Source organism: Carboxylicivirga taeanensis (assembly GCF_051851475.1).
In the GTDB taxonomy this organism is placed as follows: domain Bacteria; phylum Bacteroidota; class Bacteroidia; order Bacteroidales; family Marinilabiliaceae; genus Carboxylicivirga; species Carboxylicivirga taeanensis.
In genome coordinates, this window is sequence record NZ_JBPUSJ010000001.1 from 708,837 (window position 1) to 727,798 (window position 18,962).

Below are 18,962 nucleotides of genomic sequence, written 5' to 3' on the forward strand. Positions count from 1 at the left end.
AGCTTAAAGCGCTTATTTGGAAAACAGCTTAACTACCCATAAAATGAGGTACAAGCCCAATCCGGCGCCTAAAAACAGCACTGACACAACAAATGCTACGCGGATTAGTGACACACTCCATCCAAGCTTTTCGCTCAACCATTCTGATACACCAAGAATCATATCGTTCTATCTTTTTGATTTATAACTAATGCCTAAAAATAGGAATAAATTGTAGTTTTGATGTGCACCGGCAGTAATTATGCCCGTAGTGCTTAAAGACAACTTTCTAAACCTAAACTAACTGTATGAAAAAGATTTTGATCATCAATGGACATCCTGACTCTCAAAGCTTTTGCAAGGAGATAGCACAACGTTATTTCAAAGGAGCCAATAAGGTGGCTCAGTGCGAACTCATTAACCTTGAAGAACTGGAATTCTCACCTATTCTGAAGCATGGCTATCGGAAGCGCACACAACTGGAGCCTGATTTACAACAGGCCTGGGAGGCCATTAAAGCGGCCGATCACCTGGTATTTGTTTATCCTAATTGGTGGGGCACACAACCGGCTTTGTTAAAGGGGTTTATTGACAGGGTGTTTTTGCCCGGTAGGGCGTTTCGCTATCGGGAAAACTCTGTATTTTGGGACAAGCTGTTGAAGGGTAAAACGGCTCGTCTCTTTGTTACCATGGACACGCCAAAGTGGTACTATCGATTAGTTTTTAAGCAACCCGGCCATGAGGCCATGAGAAAAGGGGTGTTGCATTTTTGCGGGGTAAAACCAGTGAAAATTACCGCCTTTTCGCCTCTCAAAACATCTTCAGCAGCCAAGCGATTAAAGTGGTTAGAGCAGGTGGAACAATTGGGTGCGGCTGGCAGGTAACTATTCGTGTTAATCACAAGCAACTGGTTGCTAATGGTTTCATATTGACGTAATTTATGGGTGATTTATTTAGTTTAAAAATCACCATTTGAAACAGATATATTTATCGGTCGTGCTGGCGATAGTTTTTGTGCTTTCGCAACCATTTTTCTCCCTGGCACAAAAGGTCGTGAGCCTAAGTCAGCCGGAGCAGGAGTGGCTAAGTCAGTATAATGGGCACATCCGCCTGGCGCCGGACCCTAAATTTGCTCCTTTTGAATTTTTTGATGGGGAAGGAATCTATCAAGGGATGGGAGCGGAATACATTCAGCTCATTGAGGAAAAGACCGGGCTCCATTTCGCCATAATCCGCTATGGTGATTGGAGCAGTATCATTGAAGCGGCACAGCAAAACGAAGTTGATGTGTTAGGCGTGGCTGCTATGACCGATAAGCGACTCGGGTACATGAATTTTTCTAAGCCCTACCTAACTAGTCGAGCCGTGATAATTACGCGGGTAGGGGTTGATAAAAAGCTCTCGATTGACGACCTGAGTGGGATGGAGGTCTCGGTGGTGAAAGATTATGTGTGGGATGAATTTATCCGAACCGACTATCCGGAGCTACACATCGATTATGTAACGGATCCGCTGGTGGGTATGCGCAAAGTGTCGTTTGGAATGAGCGATGCCATGGTTATCAGTATGGCAGCGGCCTCTTATTACATCGAAAAAGAAGGGTTTACCAACCTAAAAGTAGCCGGAGAAACCAACTATGCAGTTGAGTATTCCATAGCCGTGCGAAAAGATTGGCCGGAGCTGCTCGCCATCATAAATAAAGGGATTGATAAAATAAGGGATCGCGAAAAAGAGGCGATTAATGAGCGCTGGCTGTTTCATAACTACTCGGTAGGGTATTGGAGTAAGCAATTGGGTTATGGGCTTTTAATTGTTTTGAGTATTGTTTTGGTGGTGGTCATTATTCTGTTTGTATTTAATAGTCGATTAAATGCTTTAGTGCGGGAGAAAACCAAGGCTTTACAACAGGAGCGGGAGGAGCTTATTGAAGTGAATCAGCAGCTTGTGGTGGCCCGCGATAAAGCGTCAGAAAGTGAGCGCCTGACGAAAGCTTTTCTTACCAACATCAGCCACGAGATACGCACCCCCATGAACAGTATTATTGGCTTTGCCCAACTGATTGAAATGGATCAGGTAAAGAAGGAGGACCGCATACACTATGCTTCTTTGATGATTAAAGGCGGACAACAGCTGCTGTCGATTCTCGATAGTATTATTCAGCTGTCTAAAATGGAGTCGGGCATTGTAAAAGTGATGCCTTCTACATTTGATGTTTATGCCTTGCTGCGCGAAACCCATGAGCTGATGCAGCCCCTGGCTCAACAAGCTGGGCTTTCCTTCGAGTTACATATTGATGATGAGAATAAGCGCATGCGTATTAACAGCGATCGGGTGCTGATTCAGCAAATACTCAATAATATAATCAGCAATGCCATCAAATTTACTCCGCAAGGTAAAGTGGAACTGCATGGTTCGTGTAACGACGAACGGCTCGTTATTTCTGTAAAGGATACGGGTATTGGGGTTGATGAAGCCGAAAAAGAGGCCATTTTTGAGCCCTTCAGGCAGGTCAAGCATCGCTTATATACCGAAAGCGGGGCCGGGCTGGGGTTGGCCACAGTCAAAAAAATTGTGGACGTACTTAAAGGGCGTGTGTGGCTCGAAGCCAATCGCCCGCAGGGAACAGTGTTCCATGTGGAACTGCCTTACCAGAGCAGTGAAGAAACAAGCTAGCAGCTATATACGTTTTTATCTCTCATACTGAGCACGATTCGTTCCCCTGTCCACTGATGGATTTGCGGTAAGTGATGCCCCAGTTGGCTATAGCATCAATAATGGGCTCCAGGGTTTTGCCATAGTCGGTAATCGAATACTCCACGGTAACAGGCTTTGTGTTTCGAACGGTGCGGCTGATTAGCTGGTTCATCTCCAAATCCTGAAGCTCCTTTGACAGCATTTTGGTGCCAATTCCGTCCACTTCGCGCATTAAGTCCATAAACCCCATGCCATGGCCTTCAATGAGGGTACCAACAATGTGGAACTTCCATTTGCCCGATAGCAGGCTCATGGTGTCGGTAATAGCCTGAATTCTTGTTTTGCAGGTGGATGAATTATTAATGGTTGCTTGCTTTTTCATGTTATGACCTTTTTGATGCTCCTACAAAACAACAGAATGGGCAGATAGTTTCAAAAAGGAAACTACTTTCCAACAGGAAAGACATAGCCATTATTTAGCCGGCGCCTATTAGATTTGTCACAAATTATTGAAGTGGTTGAGAATGCAATCGTTCACCATTAAAATGAATTAAGCATGGCGTATATACGAGTTCTGTTATTAGTAGGCCTTAGTTTAACCGGCATTGTGTTAAAAGTAAACGGACAATCAAAAAACAATACATACATGGAAAGCAAACAAGTAAACCCTCTTCTGTGCGACCCGGCCTCGGGCATTTGTGAGTTGCCTTCAACGAATAGCGAAGCTGCAGAACCAGCAAAAGCCGTTCCTTCTCAGGAAATGGTAAAGGTGATCTATTTCACCGATCCAATTTGTTCATCGTGCTGGGGGATTGAACCACAGCTAAGAAAACTAAAGCTGGAGTATGGCGGGCAAATAGTGATAGAATACCGCATGGGCGGCTTATTACCTGACTGGAACTATAACAGCGGTGGCATCAGTAAACCCTCGGATGTGGCCCACCATTGGGACGAGGTGAGCAGCTATTATGACATGCCCATTGATGGCGATCTTTGGCTGGAAGATCCGCTGTCGTCCTCCTATCCGCCATCAATAGCCTTTAAGGCCGCTCAACAGCAGGATGCAGAAAAAGCCATCCGCTTTCTTCGCGAAATCAGAGAGATGGTGTTTCTGAAGAAGATGAACATTACCAGGTGGGAGCATCTGGAGGCAGCGGCCAGCAACGTTGGACTGGATGCGAAACGCTTTAAGAGCGACTACGATGGCCAGGCGAAGGCTTTGTTTGAAGAGGATTTGCAGCTGGCACGCACCTACCGTGTGCGAGGTTTCCCCACCATGTTCTTTGAAAACCAGGCCGGAGCTACGCAAATGGTGTATGGCTCAAGACCCTATGCTGATTATGAAGCCGCCCTTCAGGCCCTGAATAGCAAGCTTCAGAAGCAAGCTTACGATACCTCCTGGGAAGCTCTTTTCGATATTTACCATACCCTTACTGCCAGGGAATTTGCAGAGCTGTCGGGTATGGACAGGAGAGAGGCAGAGGCCCTGCTGGAACAGCTGAGCAAACAGAGTATATTAAAGCAGTTATCAACCAAAAACGGATGCATATGGCAGCGCTGATAGCTTGTTGTTAGTGGTGGTTTTGTATTGAGGTAGGTGTGGAGCACTAAAAGAGTGATGCTGTCCATTACGAACTATTCGGATAAGAAATAAAAAAGCGCTTACCAATCGGCAAGCGTTTCTTTCTTGTGTTGTATCAACACAGCTTGCTTATTCGTTATAAGAAACTTTGTATTGTTACATGATTTTATTTAATTGCTGGCAAAGAGTATCTTATTATTTCTTACTAATTTTTTGTCCCATTAATGTTTTGTACAGTATGCGAAAAAATATAACAGTTAAACTTTTATTGTCAGTCTTTATCACCGCTGCTTCTTGTATTAATAGTATTGCACAACAGGTTGTTAAACTATCTGATCTGGATATTTCATTGGCCCGACAATCTTATGGTGCACCTGTGCGAAATCTGTCGGTAACAGGCGAGCCATTATCTGTTGCCGGCCAGGTATTTAAAGAAGGGATAGGCGTTCATTCGCAATCATTGATAAAAGTGCGGATGAATAATGGAAGTCGTTTTAGGGCAATGGTTGGGCTCAATGATTCAAACATCAACTACAGCGATTCTGCCATACATACCATTCCTTTGGTCGACGGCAAGCGGGTATATTACCTGGTAACAGGAGAACAAAAGCAATTTATTGGCATAGAAGGGGAACATGGAAAACCGGATCGGGGAAGTGTGGTTTTTAAACTGATTCATAACGGGGAGGAGGTTTATAACAGTGGAGTTATGCGACGAGGCGATGCACCCCGATCAATTGACATGAACATACGCCGTGGTGTGCTGGAGCTTGTCGTTGAAGATGCTGGCGATGGTCAAAGCGGCGATCATGCCGTGTGGCTCCGTCCGCAAATCGATTACTTTGAAATTGCGCCTTCTATTGTGTCTTCCGATTATTCAGCTCCTGATAAGCAGGATGAGTCTATTAAAGAGCAGCTGGACAACCAGATGGCAAAATTATCGGAAATTAAGATGCCTCTGACACAACCAGATTATGATTGGTTGATTGACCCTTCTAAAGTAAAGGCAGAGGTATACCGGGCCAATAACAATAAAGACCTGGTGTTGAGTAATGGTTTAGTGGCACGTGTATTTAGAGTTTCACCGAACCTTGCTACAATTGATTACTTCAACCAAATGACAGGCGAAAGCTTGCTAAGAGCTGTTTCCAATGAGGGTACATTGACCATTGATGGGAAAACGTATGCTATTGGTGGGTTGAGTCAACAGCCTGAATATGCTTATACACTGATGAAATGGGTAGATGAGCTAACTGCCACACCCAATGCTTTTCAGCTTCAGCAGTTTGAAGTTAAGGATATTGAGCAGCGCATGAACTGGAAACAAATGCGTTGGGCAGCTAATACCCAAATGCCAACAGGCAAAGAGCTGATTTTTACCCTTACTCTGGAAGATATTATTGTTAAGGTGCATTTTGAGCTTTACGATGGAATACCAACGATTAGTAAGTGGGTGGAAGTGCTGAATAATGGACCACTACTGGTGCAACTCAATCAGTTTAAACTGGAGGAGCTGGCCATGGTCGAAGGGGAGAGTCTTGTTGGAACACCAAAGGAGTGGATCAAACCTAATATTCACATTGAAACCGATTACGCCTTTGGAGGGATGCAGCAACGCAACTCAGATGTAACAACTTATTGGGAACCAGATGCGAGGTATACCTCGCAGGCCAATTATCCACTGCAAACACCTTGTTTGTTAGAGGTGAAACCGCCGCTGGGTCCTGAAACGGCCATACGACCGGGTGAATCGTTAAGTACCTTTCGGGTCTGGGAAACGCCAATGGATAGTTACGATAAAGAAAGACGTGGGCTGTTCATTCGTAAAATGTACCGGACTATTTCGCCCTGGACAACCGAAAATCCTATCTTTCTGCATCTGGTTAGCTCCAAAGAAAAAGTGGTGAAAGAAGCGATAGACCAATGTGCTGAGGTAGGTTATGAGATGGTGATTTTGAGTTTTGGTAGTGGGGTCAACATGGAGGATGAGTCGGATAACAACTATGCCTACTTCCAGAAACTGGTTGAGTATGCCAAATCAAAAGGGATTGAATTGGGCGGATATTCCTTGTTGTCCAGCCGATGGATCAGTGAAGAGGTGGATGTCATCAATCCTGAAACGGGTAAACGAGGTGGAATGATCTTTGGTTCATCGCCCTGTTTGTGTAGTGAGTGGGGATACAATTACTTCCGAAAAATAAGGACGTTTTATGAGAAGACCGGGATGAGTGTTTTTGAAAATGATGGCTCTTATCCAGGTAATGTTTGCGCTTCTACCACTCATGCTTACCATACCGGTTTGGGCGATTCGCAATGGAAGCAATATGCCCAGATACAAAGCTTGTACCAGTGGATGCGTGGACAAGGTATTTACATGAATATCCCTGATTTTTATGTGCATTCAGGCTCCAATAAAACAGGGATTGGTTACCGTGAAGTCAACTGGTCATTACCAAGAGATCAGCAGTTGGTGCTGGGCCGTCAGAATATTTATGATGGTTTGTGGGATCGAATACCCAGCATGTGCTGGACGTTTACACCATTGACTCAATACCATGGCGGTGGAGCTGCTGCGACCATTGAGCCATTGAAAGATCATTTGAGTGCATATGAAAATCAGATGATGCAAAACTATGGCTCCGGTGTACAATCCTGTTACCGCGGACCACGGCTTTATGACGCTCCTGAAACCAAAGAACTTGTCGCTCGTGTGGTTGAATGGTATAAAAAGTACCGTATGATTCTGAATAGCGATCTCGTTCACCTGCGTCGCCCGTCGGGAAAAGACTGGGATGGGTTTATGCATGTTAATCCTCAGCTCAAGGAAAAAGCTCTGGCGATGTTTTTCAACCCAAGCGATGAAGATATGGAAAGAGAAATAACGTTACCGCTTTACTATACCGGATTAACCCAAAAAGCGATGATTCGCGAAAAAGAAGGGAAGGCAAAAGCCTATAAATTGAATCGAGAGTACGAGGTGAAGTTGAAAATACACATCCCTGCGAATTCGTATAATTGGATAGTCATTGAGTAAGTAGAATAGCTATTGAAAGAGTGACTAAGAATGGAGGCTGTCAATAAAATTAAAAAAAGCGCTTACCAACCGGTAAGCGCTTTTTCTAAATATCCTATATGTCTTTAGCTCTTTTTAGAACGGGACGGACGGTCGCCGGCATGGCTGACCACTGAGCCATCTAACAGGCCATTGTATTCGCTCATGTCCTTTAATAACTTCTTGGCTGCTTCCAGCTCGGTATCGTTTTGCATAGAGGCGATAATTGACCCTTTTTGGTAGTAGTAACGCTTGGTTATCTCCAGCACCAGTAACTCCTTAATTTCGTCCTCAAATTGGCGCATATCCTTTTCTACATCCAGCTTTAAGAGTTCTTCCATGGCGGCAAAGTCCTCTTCGGCCTTTTCGTAGTAACCTTCACGTTTGGCCGTTTTCACCAGGTCTTTAAACTTCTCTTGTGATAGTGATTCGTATTTGAAATCTTCTTTGGCTTTTACGAAGTCAACAAAACGCGAGTACTCTTCTTCCGAGATGGAAAATTCTTCAGGTGCAGAGATGTCTTTATTTCGCAGTACAAACTCAGTGGCGTAGTCAAACAACATTTGCTGTACTACTAAAGCAAAGGTAACGTTGGCATACTTGTGCGATTCCACCATGATATCGGGCGAAATACCCCCGCCATCAAATACCGATCGGCCATTCTTGGTTTTGTATTCACTGATGAGTGAGTCAGCCACAAAGCCAACGGCTCCATCTTCATCGCGGTGGGTGTAATCCAGCGCCTGAATACAACGGCCTGATGGAATGTAGTACTTGGCGGTGGTTACTTTCAACTTGGCATTGTAGGAGAGGTTACGGGTTGTTTGTACCAGTCCTTTACCAAAGGAGCGCTGGCCAATAACTACTGCACGGTCCAAATCTTGTAATGCACCCGATACAATTTCGGAAGCAGAGGCAGAGCCACGGCTAATCAATACCGCCAATGGCATTACAGTGTCAATGGGCTGGCGCATGGCTTTATAGGTTTTGTCCCACTGTTTTACTTTGCCGCGTGTACTCACCACTTCTGAGCCTGATGGTACAAAGAGGTTCACAATCTTAACGGCTTCATCAAGCAGGCCGCCCGGGTTGGCTCTCAGGTCAAGCACAATGCTCTTGGCGCCCTGCTTATCGCGTAAGTCCAGAAAAGCTTTTTCTATTTCCCGGCTGCAATCCTGGGTAAAGTTATTGAGCTGGATAATGCCGGTTTCGTCGTTCACCATGCCATAGTAGGGCACTGGGTTGATCTGTATTTTTTGGCGTTCCAGTTCAATGTTAATTGGTTTTTTCTCGCCAGGGCGTTGCACTTTAATTTTTAAAGTGGTTTTTGCCGGCCCTTTCAGTTTTTCGCTAACATCCGAAGTGGCTTTTCCCACCATGTTATTACCGTCTATTTCCAGTATTTTATCGCCTGCTTTCAGGCCAGCCTTGGCCGCAGGAAAACCTTCGTAGGGCTCAGCAATCACAACGTGTTCGCCTCTTTTTGAAATTAAAGAGCCAATACCCGCATACTCCCCGGTGGTCATAAAGCGAAAGTCTTCCATGTCCGATTCGGGGATATAAGTGGTGTAGGGGTCCAATGATTCCAGCATGTTGTTAATGCCTTCGGTAATCAATTTTTCCGGGTCTGTTTCGTCCACGTAATAGCTGTTTACTTCACGAAACAGGGTGTAGAAGATATCGAGGTTTTTTATGACTTCGAAATTGCGTTTATCATCGTTGAAGCTATACAGTCCCAACAGCATCACCATCACCAGCGAGGCACCAGTGATCCATCTTACTCTGCGAGTTCTTAAAAATTTATTCATATCCAGTCCTTATCGTTTTTACCTGAAATGTTGCCTAGCTGAATGACTGTATCCTGCAAGGCCCTTGTTATTAGTGTGGTTCACAAAGTTAATATTTCATATAAAAGAATCAAGTTGTCCGCCTAATGTGTGACAGCACTTTAACTTAACCTTAACCAAAAAGAGGGCTTAAAGTTGTGTTAGTTTGCTGGCCTGTTTTGAACTCAAAGCGATGTATTTAGTCAATTCCCCAAAGTACTTCATCCACTATCAGACTTCTGTCCTCAAGCCGGACGGGCTTATCCTGTTTCTCCTTGATGAGAAAAGGATACAAAAGAATCAAGACTACAGCACTCGATGACCCACCAGGTAAACGTTTCAGGCAAAATTTAATGGATTTACAAAATGGTATCAATTTTGCTTTCTTCCACTTATTACCGTGGGTACCCCATCTGCGTTGCTGAGGTCGGGAAGTGGACAACAATCACAATACGTTCTTACCTTACCCCAATCGAAACAAGGTTTCGAAGCAATCGCTCGTAAGGGAGAGTTGCAGAGAATGCGGAATGGTGGCCTTTGAAAAAGGGGAAGAAAGCCTTATTCTCCAACCGGACAGGCTTAGTCTGGTGCATGGTGCTCGTTTAACTCTTTACTAGCCTTGCGTTGCTGAGGTCGGGGAAGCGGACTACCACTATAAATTGCTGTAAGTAATGTATCGTCCTAAAAAAGTCGACAGGAACAGTTTTCCCCCTTGGCGAAGGGGGACTGTATGAAATGTTAGAGAACTTTGAAAATAGTTAGGGGGATTGACAGCACTCAGCAGCTTACTCTCCTTTACCTATGCACTCAAATCGCAGTCTGCTGGAGTTCCCGTTTTCATCTGTAATTACAAGCGTATGCCAGCCTTTCTCGGGTGCAATGGCTACCTGGTGATGATATTGTGTTTCTCCAATAAACTTGTTGTTCAAATGCCAGAACAAGCGGGCGGAGGTTTCCCGATGCGTGGCTTTGCACACAATGCGCCCCAGATTTCCGTCCAACTCCTTGGGAACATAGAGCTGTGCATTGTTCTGCGGATAGATGATGTCAATAACATGCTGTTGCTCCAGGCAATCTGCTCGAAAAGGAGGAAGTGGTTTATACAAAGGGTTACGCGATTGATAATACCAGGCCATCACAGGTGGAAGAACAAACCAGCTAAGGTGTTGCATGCGGTGAGGTGGATAGCAATCGGCATTAACACGGTGCTTTTTTTCGGCATCGAGGTGTATTAGCTGATGATAGGGGCAGATTGGTGCTTCGTGCTGAATGGCCGGGATGTAGGCCGTGTCGGCATCCGGACAATGTGGCGATGCTTTGTATCCACTCTGTTGGCAGATACGAGCAGGTTGCAGGTCGTCATACGGTTGGTTGAACCAGGAGGTGGCAGGGAGTTGCCGATACAATTCAAATAGGACGGGTGCGGCCGCACTACCACCTATAATTCCCGGACGACCTTCGCCACTGGCGTTACCCACCCACACGCCTACGGTGTATTCGGGGGTAACCCCCACTGCCCAGGCGTCGCGATACCCAAAGCTGGTTCCGGTTTTCCAGGCAATTTTCCGACCCGATGAAAAATTCTCCCACCCGGTTTCTTCCTCCGGGCGTTGTACATTGGTTAAGGCTTCAAAGGTATGATAGATGGAAGCGGCTGATAGAATCGGCGGTTGAAAGCTGTAACTAGTCTCTGAAGGATTTGTGTTATCAATAAGTTGTGCCTGCCGAAAATCAACCCTGTTATAGCGGCCCGATTGGGCGGTGTAAGTCTGCAGGCAACGTGCCATGGAGGCATAAGCGGACGATAGCTCATACAGCGTGGTTTCTGCTCCACCTAATATAAGTGATAGCCCGTAATGCGAAGGTGCTTTATCGATGGTGCTGAGTTCGAGTTTTTGTAATAAATCATGAAACTTATTAGTGCCATAGTCGTTTTGCAAGCGCACAAATGGTACGTTTAAAGAGCGCGAAAGGGCTGTGTGAGCCGGAACGGCCCCATCAAACTGCCGGCTGTAATTCTTAGGCGAAAAATCGCTGTAATAGGTGGGGATGTCGGCCAGCAGCATCTGCGGTAACAGCAAGCCTTCATCTAATGCGGCGGCATACAGAAACGGTTTGAGCGTACTGCCTGTGCTGCGTTTAGCCTGAATGATGTCTACGTCGTGCCCATCTCTGCTCGTATTAAACGATGAGTTGCCCACATAGGCCAATACTTTACCGGATTGGTTATCAATGATGATGGCGGCCAGGTTATGTATTTCGTTGTTGCGATAGATGCTGTAGAAATTTTCAATAATTTGATTTGAGGTTAGTTGAATTTGTTGATTAATAGTGGATTGGAAACTATTTTCTCCGGACAAGCTGCATAAGGTATTGAGCAGGTGAGGTGCTTGCTGTGGCAAGGCGATGGGTTTATCGGGGAGTGGTTCATCGCAGGCCAGCAAGTACTCAGTTGAGTCAATCACGCCATGTTGATGGAGTTTTTTCAGCAGTCGATTGCGTTTCGCCAGAAGTACCTGGCGGTTGCGACCCGGGTGAATCAGTGCCGGTGCATTGGGCAATACGGCAAGTAGTGCCGATTCGCTCCACGATAACTCGTTAGCTGAACGGCCATAGTAACGCCAGGCAGCTGCTTCAATGCCCACCACATTGCCGCCAAAAGGTGCGTGAGCGGCATATAAATTCAGAATCTCTTCTTTGGAATAACGCCATTCCAGTCGGGTGGCCTGAATGGTTTCAATCAGCTTGTTCCACAGGGTACGATCGCGATCAAAAGCCAGTCGGATTACTTGCATCGAAAGTGTGCTGCCTCCACTTTTTACCTGGCCTGCACGGATGTTTTGCCAGGTAGCTCGTGCCAGCGAAACAGGGTTAAATCCCGGATGGTAATAGAAATATTCATCTTCGAAAAGGAGGAGGGCCTGTTCAAACTTAGAAGGAACCGAGTCACCTGCTTCGAACCGCCACTGGCCGTCGTCGGCAATGTGAGCGGAAAGTAGCTGGCCATCATGCGAGTTGATCAGTTTTGAGTAAGGCGCATCAAACAGTTGTTGGGGTAAACAAAAATAGTAGGCAAGGAGCAGTATGCCTGCTGTAGCCCAGAAGTATCGTTTGCGGATGTTAATAGCCTTTATCATGGATTCCAAAATTATAAAACTTCCAGGGGCAACAAATAAACGGACAAGTAATAAAAAACAAATGGATGCCATTGCTAAGAACAAGGACATCCATTTGGCTTGTTGAGATTATTTCGTGCTAGAAATCGTCTTTGGCGTTACCCATGAACTTAAAGTTGTAGGTAACTGTAAAAATGGGTTGACCAAATATGGACATTTTATACCCCTGAATGCGATCACCTTCGCTACGGAAAAAGATGTTATAAGCATTCTGACGACCCATTAAGTTGTAAACGGCAAAGGTCCAAGAGCTGTGGTTCAGTTTTTTTGCCACCAGGTTTCCGTTGATAGTGGCTGCCACATCCAGGCGGATGTAATCGGGCATGCGCATCGAGTTTCTATCTGAGTAATACACCTTATCGGCACCACCAAAATTATAATAGGCGACAGGTGCTGTGAAAGGTCGTCCTGTGCTGTAAAACAGGTTCGTGGAGATGTTCATCCGGCGACTAAATTTGTAATTGGCCACCACCTTAAAATCGTGTGGCTTGTCGTAATTGGCAGGAAAGTAGTCGCCATTATTCACTTGCTCTTCGTCAAACTCGCCATCAATTTTGTGCAGAATGCGCGAATAGGTGTAGTTAACCCATCCGGTGAGTTTACCTCTTTTTTTCTGTAGCATTAACTCAACACCATAGGCTTTTCCTTTGCCATTTAGCACATCGGTCTCCAGGTGTTCGTTCATCACTAATTGGGCACCTCCTTTGTAATCAATTATGTTATCAAGTGTTTTGTAGTAGGTTTCAACAGAGGCCTCAATGCTTCCGTTTCTGAAATTTTTATAGTATCCAATGGAGTATTGGTCGCCACGTTGGGGTTTTAGGTATTTATCGCTGAGTTTCCAGATATCAGTTGGTGCCATAGCTGCTGTATTTGAGATCATCTGTATGTACTGATACATTCGGTTATAGCCTACCTTTAATGAGCTGGTTCCACTCAATCGGATATTGGATGAGAAGCGCAGTTCTGGCCCTGAATAAAAGGATACCGGGCCATTGCCATGCTGTGTTGTATCAATTACGTTTTCGGTTGTACGAGGTAACCCCGAAGCATAATTGTATTGTGTTTTTGGACCGAAGTTGCTGTAAAAAGAATAGCGCAAACCGGCAGACAAGGACATGAAATGTGTTAGATCAAATTCATCACTAATGTATAGCGCAGCTTCCAAGGCTTTTTCATGTTCCAGCTCCTTATAGGCAATGAGTGATTCGGTGGATGATGGCTTTTGTTTTCCGGGTGATAAATCGTACCAGGTAGCATTTAGTCCAAAATCAATCTTATGGTTTTTACTTGAATGGTAAGAAAAATCAGACTTGAAACTGTATTGATTTAGCATATAGTCGATCTGATGCAGCAAGCTGGAATCGGTCCGTGATTCGGTGGTGTAATCGTAGTTGCTCACAATCCCCGAGAAAGTTGAGAAAAGCTTGGGACTGAAAATATGTTTCCATTTGACGGTGGAGGCTATGGTATTGTATTCAAAGGCATCCTCTGTATAATAGTCAAAGTCATCATGGCTATAGTAGCCGGTTACATACACACTGTTATTGTCATCGATATCCCATGAGAAACTCCCTTGTAAATCGTGGAAATTGGCTGAACTGTTTTTGAGTTTGGCATCATCTAGTAGCTTTAGAACCCAGTCGGAGTAGGTGGTTCGGGCAGCCAATATAAAGGAACTTTTGTCTTTTTTAATGGGCGACTCAAGGGTCAGCCTTCCCGAAACAGGACTAATGCCTCCGTTTAGCCGGGTCTCTTTGCGGTTTCCTTCCTTAACAGTCATGTCCATCACCGAAGAAACTCGTCCGCCGTACTTGGCTGGAATGCCACTCTTGTAAAGAGTAATGTCTTTGATAATGTCGGAGTTGAAACCCGAAAAGAAGCCAAAGAAATGGGAGGTGTTGATGATGGGGGCATCATTGAGTAAGATAAGGTTTTGGTCCGTACTGCCTCCACGCACATTAAAACCATTCGATGCTTCACCAACACTTTGGACACCAGGCAAAAGGAGAGTGGTTTTTATAACGTCGGCCTCGCCCATGCCCAATGGCAATTGCTTGAGGGTTTTCATACTAATCTTTTCCATGCCCATCCGTAGGTTTCTTACCGGATCTTCATTTTTAGCAGTAATGGTTACTTCTTTAAGTGAGGTGGGCTTGCTTTTCATACGAACATCGAGCGAACCGTCGGAATGTATAACAATATTACGGTAAGTCGTTTTCATCCCCACCGATCGGTATTCTACTTTGTAACGGCCGGTAGGCAATGAAAATGAATAATGTCCGTAGAGATTGGTAACTGTTCCGTTTTTTAAATCATCTACATAAACAACGGTTCCAACAAGGGGTTCACCGCTTTCGATATCTGTAATTTTCCCGCTTAAAGTTGCCACCTTTGAGTAGGGCGTTTTTGCTTGATTGCCAATGGTGAAAAGCATGTACTCTTCGCTGATAGTTCGCTCTTGTGCCTCTTCTTTTTGTGGTGCTTCGTAGATGATGGAATCGGTCTTAAAGGCTTCTTCGTCTTTAATATAACGGGTAAATAGTTGGGCGTAATCTGTTTTGATTTGATAACCTTTAGTGAATACCACTTTTTTTTGTGGAAGAATGGTATAGTTGAGTTCACTATTTGCAGATAGCCATTGAATGGCCGCTTTGATGGGAGTTTGCTTGAAGTTGATTTCGAAATATAAACTATCTGTCCAGGTGGGCGAGTAGAAAAACTGATATTTTGACTCTTCTTCCAGCAGCTCAATTAGCTCGGTAAATTTTACTGAATCCCTTTGTAATGTTATAGTTTGGGCAAACGATGCAATGATTGGAATGAAGAGTAGAAATAAGGTAAGGCGTTTCATAAAGGGAGCTTATAAGGTGTCGATGTAGTTAGCTAGTTGGACCAGTTGGTGTTTATTCATTCGTTTGTAGGACAAGCTAATGGATTTCATTTTTCGTTTTAGCTGTTTTTTGCTGTCAGGAAATAGTTTCAATAATTCGCTACGTCTGCTTACATCGTGAAATCGGTTATCATAGAGAAGAAACCATTTGGTATCATGGCGATAGGTTGTAAGCGCATCGTCAACACCGCTAGCCATAATGTGTTTCACTAATAGTATTGATTCATTTGATTTATGGATGCGCTCGTAAAAGCCTGGCTCTAACCCCAGTGGTCTGTAATTGACCTTGTAATTTATAAGGTGAAAGGTTTCTTTGTCAAAAGAGATGGTAAATGAGTCAATCAAAGACTTGTTTATCTGAATGTATGTATCAGAAAATTGTATTTGGTCAGGAATGACTATCAATAGGTCTTTGTAAATATCATATGTTAATTGCTTGTTAGTATACGATTTGCCATCAATATAAATAGTTCCCATCCCCGATGTTTTGTTTAAATATGGGTTATCTTGCAAGGGGGGGTGGTAGGGTTTGTACTCTCTGCCATTGATGTAATTAAGTTCTTTATCAAAACTTTTTCGGTACAGAAACAGTGCTGTATCAGCGTTAGCTAAAGCGTTGGTTTGGCTTATCACTGGCGCGCACACCATTAGTAAGAGCGAAAAAAGGAATAGCCTTAATGGGGTTAGGTCTTGCATATGGGGTTGTTTTAGTAAAGTGTTACAACAAAAATATAAAAAGCCTTCAATTATATATTGTTTATAGGTTATAAATCAAATAATTATATCAAATTGGTATGTCATAATTGATTTTTTTTTTGCAGATTTGAGCTTATTATAACTGAAGACACCACTTAATCTAACTCCAAATGTTTCAAAAAACAGTCTACGTATTTCTGCTGTGTATAAGCTTTGCTTCCTGCCTGGAGCCCTATGATGTTGATGTTTCTGATTATGAAGATTTACTGGTCGTGGATGCCCTCATTACCGATGAAGTAAAGAATCATAAAGTGTATCTTTCACGTTCTGTTCCTAACCTCGATATGGAACCCGAAGTAGAATCTGGCGCTTTGGTCATTATTGCCGATGAAAACAATAATGAAGAAGTATTGACCGAAATTAGTCCTGGGGTCTACGAAACTGATAAGCAGCAGTTTCTCGCCAGAGTAGGAGGTACATACATCTTAAGTATCAGAACCAGGGAGGGTGAAAACTATGTTTCGAAACCATGCACCCTATTACCACCGACTCAAATTGATAAAGTACATTACAGAGCTGCGAAACAGTGGAACGATGATGAAACAGAGGAGCTATTTGGAGTTGATATATTGGTTGACGGAACTGCATCCGAAGATGCCTACCTGAGGTGGATATACGATGAGGATTGGAAGTTTATGGTGCCATTTCCTGAAAAAATGCAGTACAACTATTCGTTAAACGATTGGGAGTACATTAATCCAATCAATGTGGTTTGTTGGAAAAGTAGTTCTTTTAGCGGTGTTTCAATTTACTCTCCATTAAATCAGAGTTCTACAGCTATTAATGATATGAAGGTGGGCTTTGTGGCTTCTGAAGCAACAGACAAATTAACCGTGCGCTACAGTGTAAATGTCAAGCAAATGAGTATTTCTAAAGAGGAGTATGAATTTTGGAACAAGCTAAAGATTTCTTCTGAGGACGTGGGCGATGTGTTTGGAACACAACCTTTCTCAATTAAAGGGAATATTAAAAATGTAAATAACCCGAGGGAGCCTGTTTTGGGTTACTTTCAAAGTGGAAGTGTTGCTTCTGAAAGAATTTATATAGACCGAGAGACGGTTTCAGACATGGGTCTACCGATTATTAAATATGATGACGGTTGTCATATAGATACTTTTAAAGTTGATGGATTTGCCTATTCCTCAGCCCTTCAGATATATGAAGAACAAGTTGTTCCGGGATTCTATCAATTGAACGATGCCATTTATGCTGAGAATGGATTTGCAGTTGTTGGCTTAATGTTAGCAAGGCCTGTTTGTGCTGATTGTAGCATAACCGGACAATTGCAACAGCCTGATTTTTGGGAAGATTAACCTGACATACCTATGAAAAACAAACTTTTATCCCTAACTATTCTTTTGTTGTTCAGCATAAGAATTATTGCACAAGAGCAAATTGTAATGACAACTGATCGCACTATATATATAGGTGGTGAAGATATTTGGTTGACAATAAGCAATTTTAACACCGAATCAAGTATGCCCTCAAACCTAAGCCGGGTCGCTTATGTTGAATTGTTAAACCAGGCTAATGTTCCCATACTTCAGGAGAAACTATACTTATCTGATGGCATGGCGACAGCAAAGTTAACTGTTCCCGACACCGTCTCTACCGGTAACTATTTGCTAAGAGCTTACTCCAAGTGGATGCGCAATTTTTCCCCCAATTGTTTCGAAAGTACAGTTGTTTCTATTGTTAATCCGTTCGCTAGTAACTCCTTGCCTGAAAAAATGGATTCCCCAATAAATCAACGAGTGATGGATGAAGCGACGCGCCCGTCAGCTAGTCTAACCAACTTGCAAAAAGTTTACTCAACCCGGCAGAGCGTCCACTTAACCATTGATGTTGAGGAACAGGATTGGCAATGGCTGGGGGTGTCAATCGTCAAGTCGTGTCTGTATCAGCCCAACAAGTCTGCAGTATCAGCGAATAGTATGGAAGGAGAATTGAACAAGGATCCATTGTTGCTGCCCGAGCATAATGGGGAAATTATAGAGGGAACCATTACTGATCTTGAAAACGGACATCCGGTTGTTGGTGAAAAGATGATGCTTAGTTTTGTTGGCCAACAGCCTGTTCTTAAGTTTTCAACCACCGATTCAACAGGAGCCTTTATTTTCGAAGTCAATAGTTTTGGAGAGCAAGAGCTGGTTATTCAGCCCTATTCGCCCGATACAGCTAAGTTGAATTATAAAGTCACTTTAAAAGATGCCTACTCGGGACAATACGCTGACCTGAATGTACCGGATTTAATAATGGACTCAATCACCATCAAAGAAATCAACAGGGCGATTGTTAACATGCAGATCAATACTATTTATTCGAGCTTTTTACCTGATGTGGCAATGGCTGACTCCATTCAAAGAGCCGAGGCCTTTTACGGACAGCCTGAGAAAACAATCTTGATAGACAAATACATTGAACTGCCAAATATGGAAGAAGTGATTCGGGAAATTGTTCCATTTGTATATCTAAGAAAGGCAGATGGCGAATACTATGTGAAAGTTTATGAAGATCAATCACTCTATCCTAGTGAAGGCAAGACAATGACTTTTGTTGATGGCGTGCCGGTTAGCGATTTTAGTCGCATCCTTGAGATGGCTCCCTCATATATTGATAGAATCGAAGTTTTAAATCTCAACTATTATTATCAGGATGAAAACCTGGGGCGTTTGCTCATGTTTTTTACCCGTGAAGGAGACATGGGGAATATGGAATTTGATAATCGATTATTTCGGCAGGTGCATAATGGTTATCTCAATAGCTATCGCTACGCATCTCCCGATTATACGGATGTCAGCCGAAGGAATTCCAGATTAGCCGACTACCGAAATACTTTGTACTTTGCTTCATATAAGGGCTTGAAAGATAAAAAGCAAATTAACTTTGAGTTCTCAACCGGCGATGACGTTTCTGAGTATACCCTTATTCTTACCGGCATTAACAAAAATGGTACGAAAGAGACTATTTTAGAATCATTCAAAGTGGAATAGTAAAGTCAATT

12 protein-coding genes are annotated in these 18,962 nt (G+C 43.7%); 6 read left to right on the forward strand and 6 right to left on the reverse strand.

The window, feature by feature from the left end:
* Positions 1–12: 12 nt before the first annotated feature.
* Positions 13–162 carry a PspC domain-containing protein gene (locus ACSX1H_RS03065; RefSeq protein ID WP_439182140.1) on the reverse strand — a complete coding sequence of 50 codons (150 nt, stop codon included), beginning with the start codon at positions 160–162 and terminating at the stop codon, positions 13–15.
* Positions 163–287: 125 nt separating this feature from the next.
* Here ACSX1H_RS03065 and ACSX1H_RS03070 point away from each other — a divergent pair, with 125 nt between their 5' ends.
* Positions 288–863 (forward strand): NAD(P)H-dependent oxidoreductase, encoded by a 576-nt coding sequence (locus tag ACSX1H_RS03070; RefSeq protein ID WP_439182141.1) that lies wholly within the window; start codon positions 288–290, stop codon positions 861–863.
* Between the two features lie 88 nt (positions 864–951).
* A complete protein-coding gene (locus tag ACSX1H_RS03075; protein WP_439182142.1) occupies positions 952–2,652 on the forward strand; it encodes an ATP-binding protein in 1,701 nt (566 codons plus the stop codon).
* Between the two features lie 22 nt (positions 2,653–2,674).
* Here the strand turns inward: ACSX1H_RS03075 and ACSX1H_RS03080 are convergent, their stop codons facing one another.
* The gene (locus tag ACSX1H_RS03080) at positions 2,675–3,055 is read right to left on the reverse strand and encodes a winged helix-turn-helix transcriptional regulator (protein WP_439182143.1); all 381 of its coding nucleotides are present in this window, start codon (positions 3,053–3,055) and stop codon (positions 2,675–2,677) included.
* Positions 3,056–3,229: 174 nt separating this feature from the next.
* Between ACSX1H_RS03080 and ACSX1H_RS03085 the strand changes: the two genes are divergently transcribed.
* Together ACSX1H_RS03085 and ACSX1H_RS03090 are read left to right on the forward strand one after the other, a co-directional pair.
* A complete protein-coding gene (locus ACSX1H_RS03085; protein ID WP_439182144.1) occupies positions 3,230–4,234 on the forward strand; it encodes a DsbA family protein in 1,005 nt (334 codons plus the stop codon).
* A gap of 259 nt (positions 4,235–4,493) precedes the next feature.
* Positions 4,494–7,289: an NPCBM/NEW2 domain-containing protein gene (locus tag ACSX1H_RS03090; protein WP_439182145.1), complete on the forward strand. Its 2,796-nt coding sequence runs from the start codon at positions 4,494–4,496 to the stop codon at positions 7,287–7,289.
* A gap of 104 nt (positions 7,290–7,393) precedes the next feature.
* Here ACSX1H_RS03090 and ACSX1H_RS03095 read toward each other — a convergent pair whose 3' ends face one another.
* From ACSX1H_RS03095 to ACSX1H_RS03110, 4 genes are all read right to left on the reverse strand, one after another.
* The gene (locus ACSX1H_RS03095; protein ID WP_439182146.1) at positions 7,394–9,115 is read right to left on the reverse strand and encodes a S41 family peptidase; all 1,722 of its coding nucleotides are present in this window, start codon (positions 9,113–9,115) and stop codon (positions 7,394–7,396) included.
* An 803-nt stretch (positions 9,116–9,918) separates the two neighbouring features.
* Positions 9,919–12,270, reverse strand: coding sequence for a penicillin-binding protein 1C (gene pbpC / locus ACSX1H_RS03100; protein ID WP_439182147.1), 2,352 nt, complete (start codon positions 12,268–12,270; stop codon positions 9,919–9,921).
* Between the two features lie 118 nt (positions 12,271–12,388).
* Positions 12,389–15,163, reverse strand: coding sequence for a TonB-dependent receptor (locus tag ACSX1H_RS03105; RefSeq protein ID WP_439182148.1), 2,775 nt, complete (start codon positions 15,161–15,163; stop codon positions 12,389–12,391).
* Positions 15,164–15,172: 9 nt separating this feature from the next.
* Entirely contained in the window at positions 15,173–15,898 is a 726-nt protein-coding gene (locus tag ACSX1H_RS03110) for a hypothetical protein (protein WP_439182149.1), read from the reverse strand.
* A 170-nt stretch (positions 15,899–16,068) separates the two neighbouring features.
* Here ACSX1H_RS03110 and ACSX1H_RS03115 point away from each other — a divergent pair, with 170 nt between their 5' ends.
* Positions 16,069–17,271 (forward strand): DUF4249 domain-containing protein, encoded by a 1,203-nt coding sequence (locus ACSX1H_RS03115; RefSeq protein WP_439182151.1) that lies wholly within the window; start codon positions 16,069–16,071, stop codon positions 17,269–17,271.
* Between the two features lie 12 nt (positions 17,272–17,283).
* Positions 17,284–18,951, forward strand: a complete 1,668-nt coding sequence (locus ACSX1H_RS03120; protein ID WP_439182152.1) for a hypothetical protein — start codon at positions 17,284–17,286, stop codon at positions 18,949–18,951.
* Positions 18,952–18,962: the final 11 nt, after the last annotated feature.

What these genes read in the sequence shown, in the direction of transcription:
- ACSX1H_RS03065 (WP_439182140.1), bottom strand. Translation starts at nt 162, where the DNA reads ATGATTCTTGGTGTATCAGAATGGTTGAGCGAAAAGCTTGGATGGAGT.
- ACSX1H_RS03070 (WP_439182141.1), top strand. Translation starts at nt 288, where the DNA reads ATGAAAAAGATTTTGATCATCAATGGACATCCTGACTCTCAAAGCTTT.
- ACSX1H_RS03080 (WP_439182143.1), bottom strand. Translation starts at nt 3,055, where the DNA reads ATGAAAAAGCAAGCAACCATTAATAATTCATCCACCTGCAAAACAAGA.
- ACSX1H_RS03085 (WP_439182144.1), top strand. Translation starts at nt 3,230, where the DNA reads ATGGCGTATATACGAGTTCTGTTATTAGTAGGCCTTAGTTTAACCGGC.
- ACSX1H_RS03090 (WP_439182145.1), top strand. Translation starts at nt 4,494, where the DNA reads ATGCGAAAAAATATAACAGTTAAACTTTTATTGTCAGTCTTTATCACC.
- ACSX1H_RS03095 (WP_439182146.1), bottom strand. Translation starts at nt 9,115, where the DNA reads ATGAATAAATTTTTAAGAACTCGCAGAGTAAGATGGATCACTGGTGCC.
- pbpC (WP_439182147.1), bottom strand. Translation starts at nt 12,270, where the DNA reads ATGATAAAGGCTATTAACATCCGCAAACGATACTTCTGGGCTACAGCA.
- ACSX1H_RS03105 (WP_439182148.1), bottom strand. Translation starts at nt 15,163, where the DNA reads ATGAAACGCCTTACCTTATTTCTACTCTTCATTCCAATCATTGCATCG.
- ACSX1H_RS03110 (WP_439182149.1), bottom strand. Translation starts at nt 15,898, where the DNA reads ATGCAAGACCTAACCCCATTAAGGCTATTCCTTTTTTCGCTCTTACTA.
- ACSX1H_RS03115 (WP_439182151.1), top strand. Translation starts at nt 16,069, where the DNA reads ATGTTTCAAAAAACAGTCTACGTATTTCTGCTGTGTATAAGCTTTGCT.
- ACSX1H_RS03120 (WP_439182152.1), top strand. Translation starts at nt 17,284, where the DNA reads ATGAAAAACAAACTTTTATCCCTAACTATTCTTTTGTTGTTCAGCATA.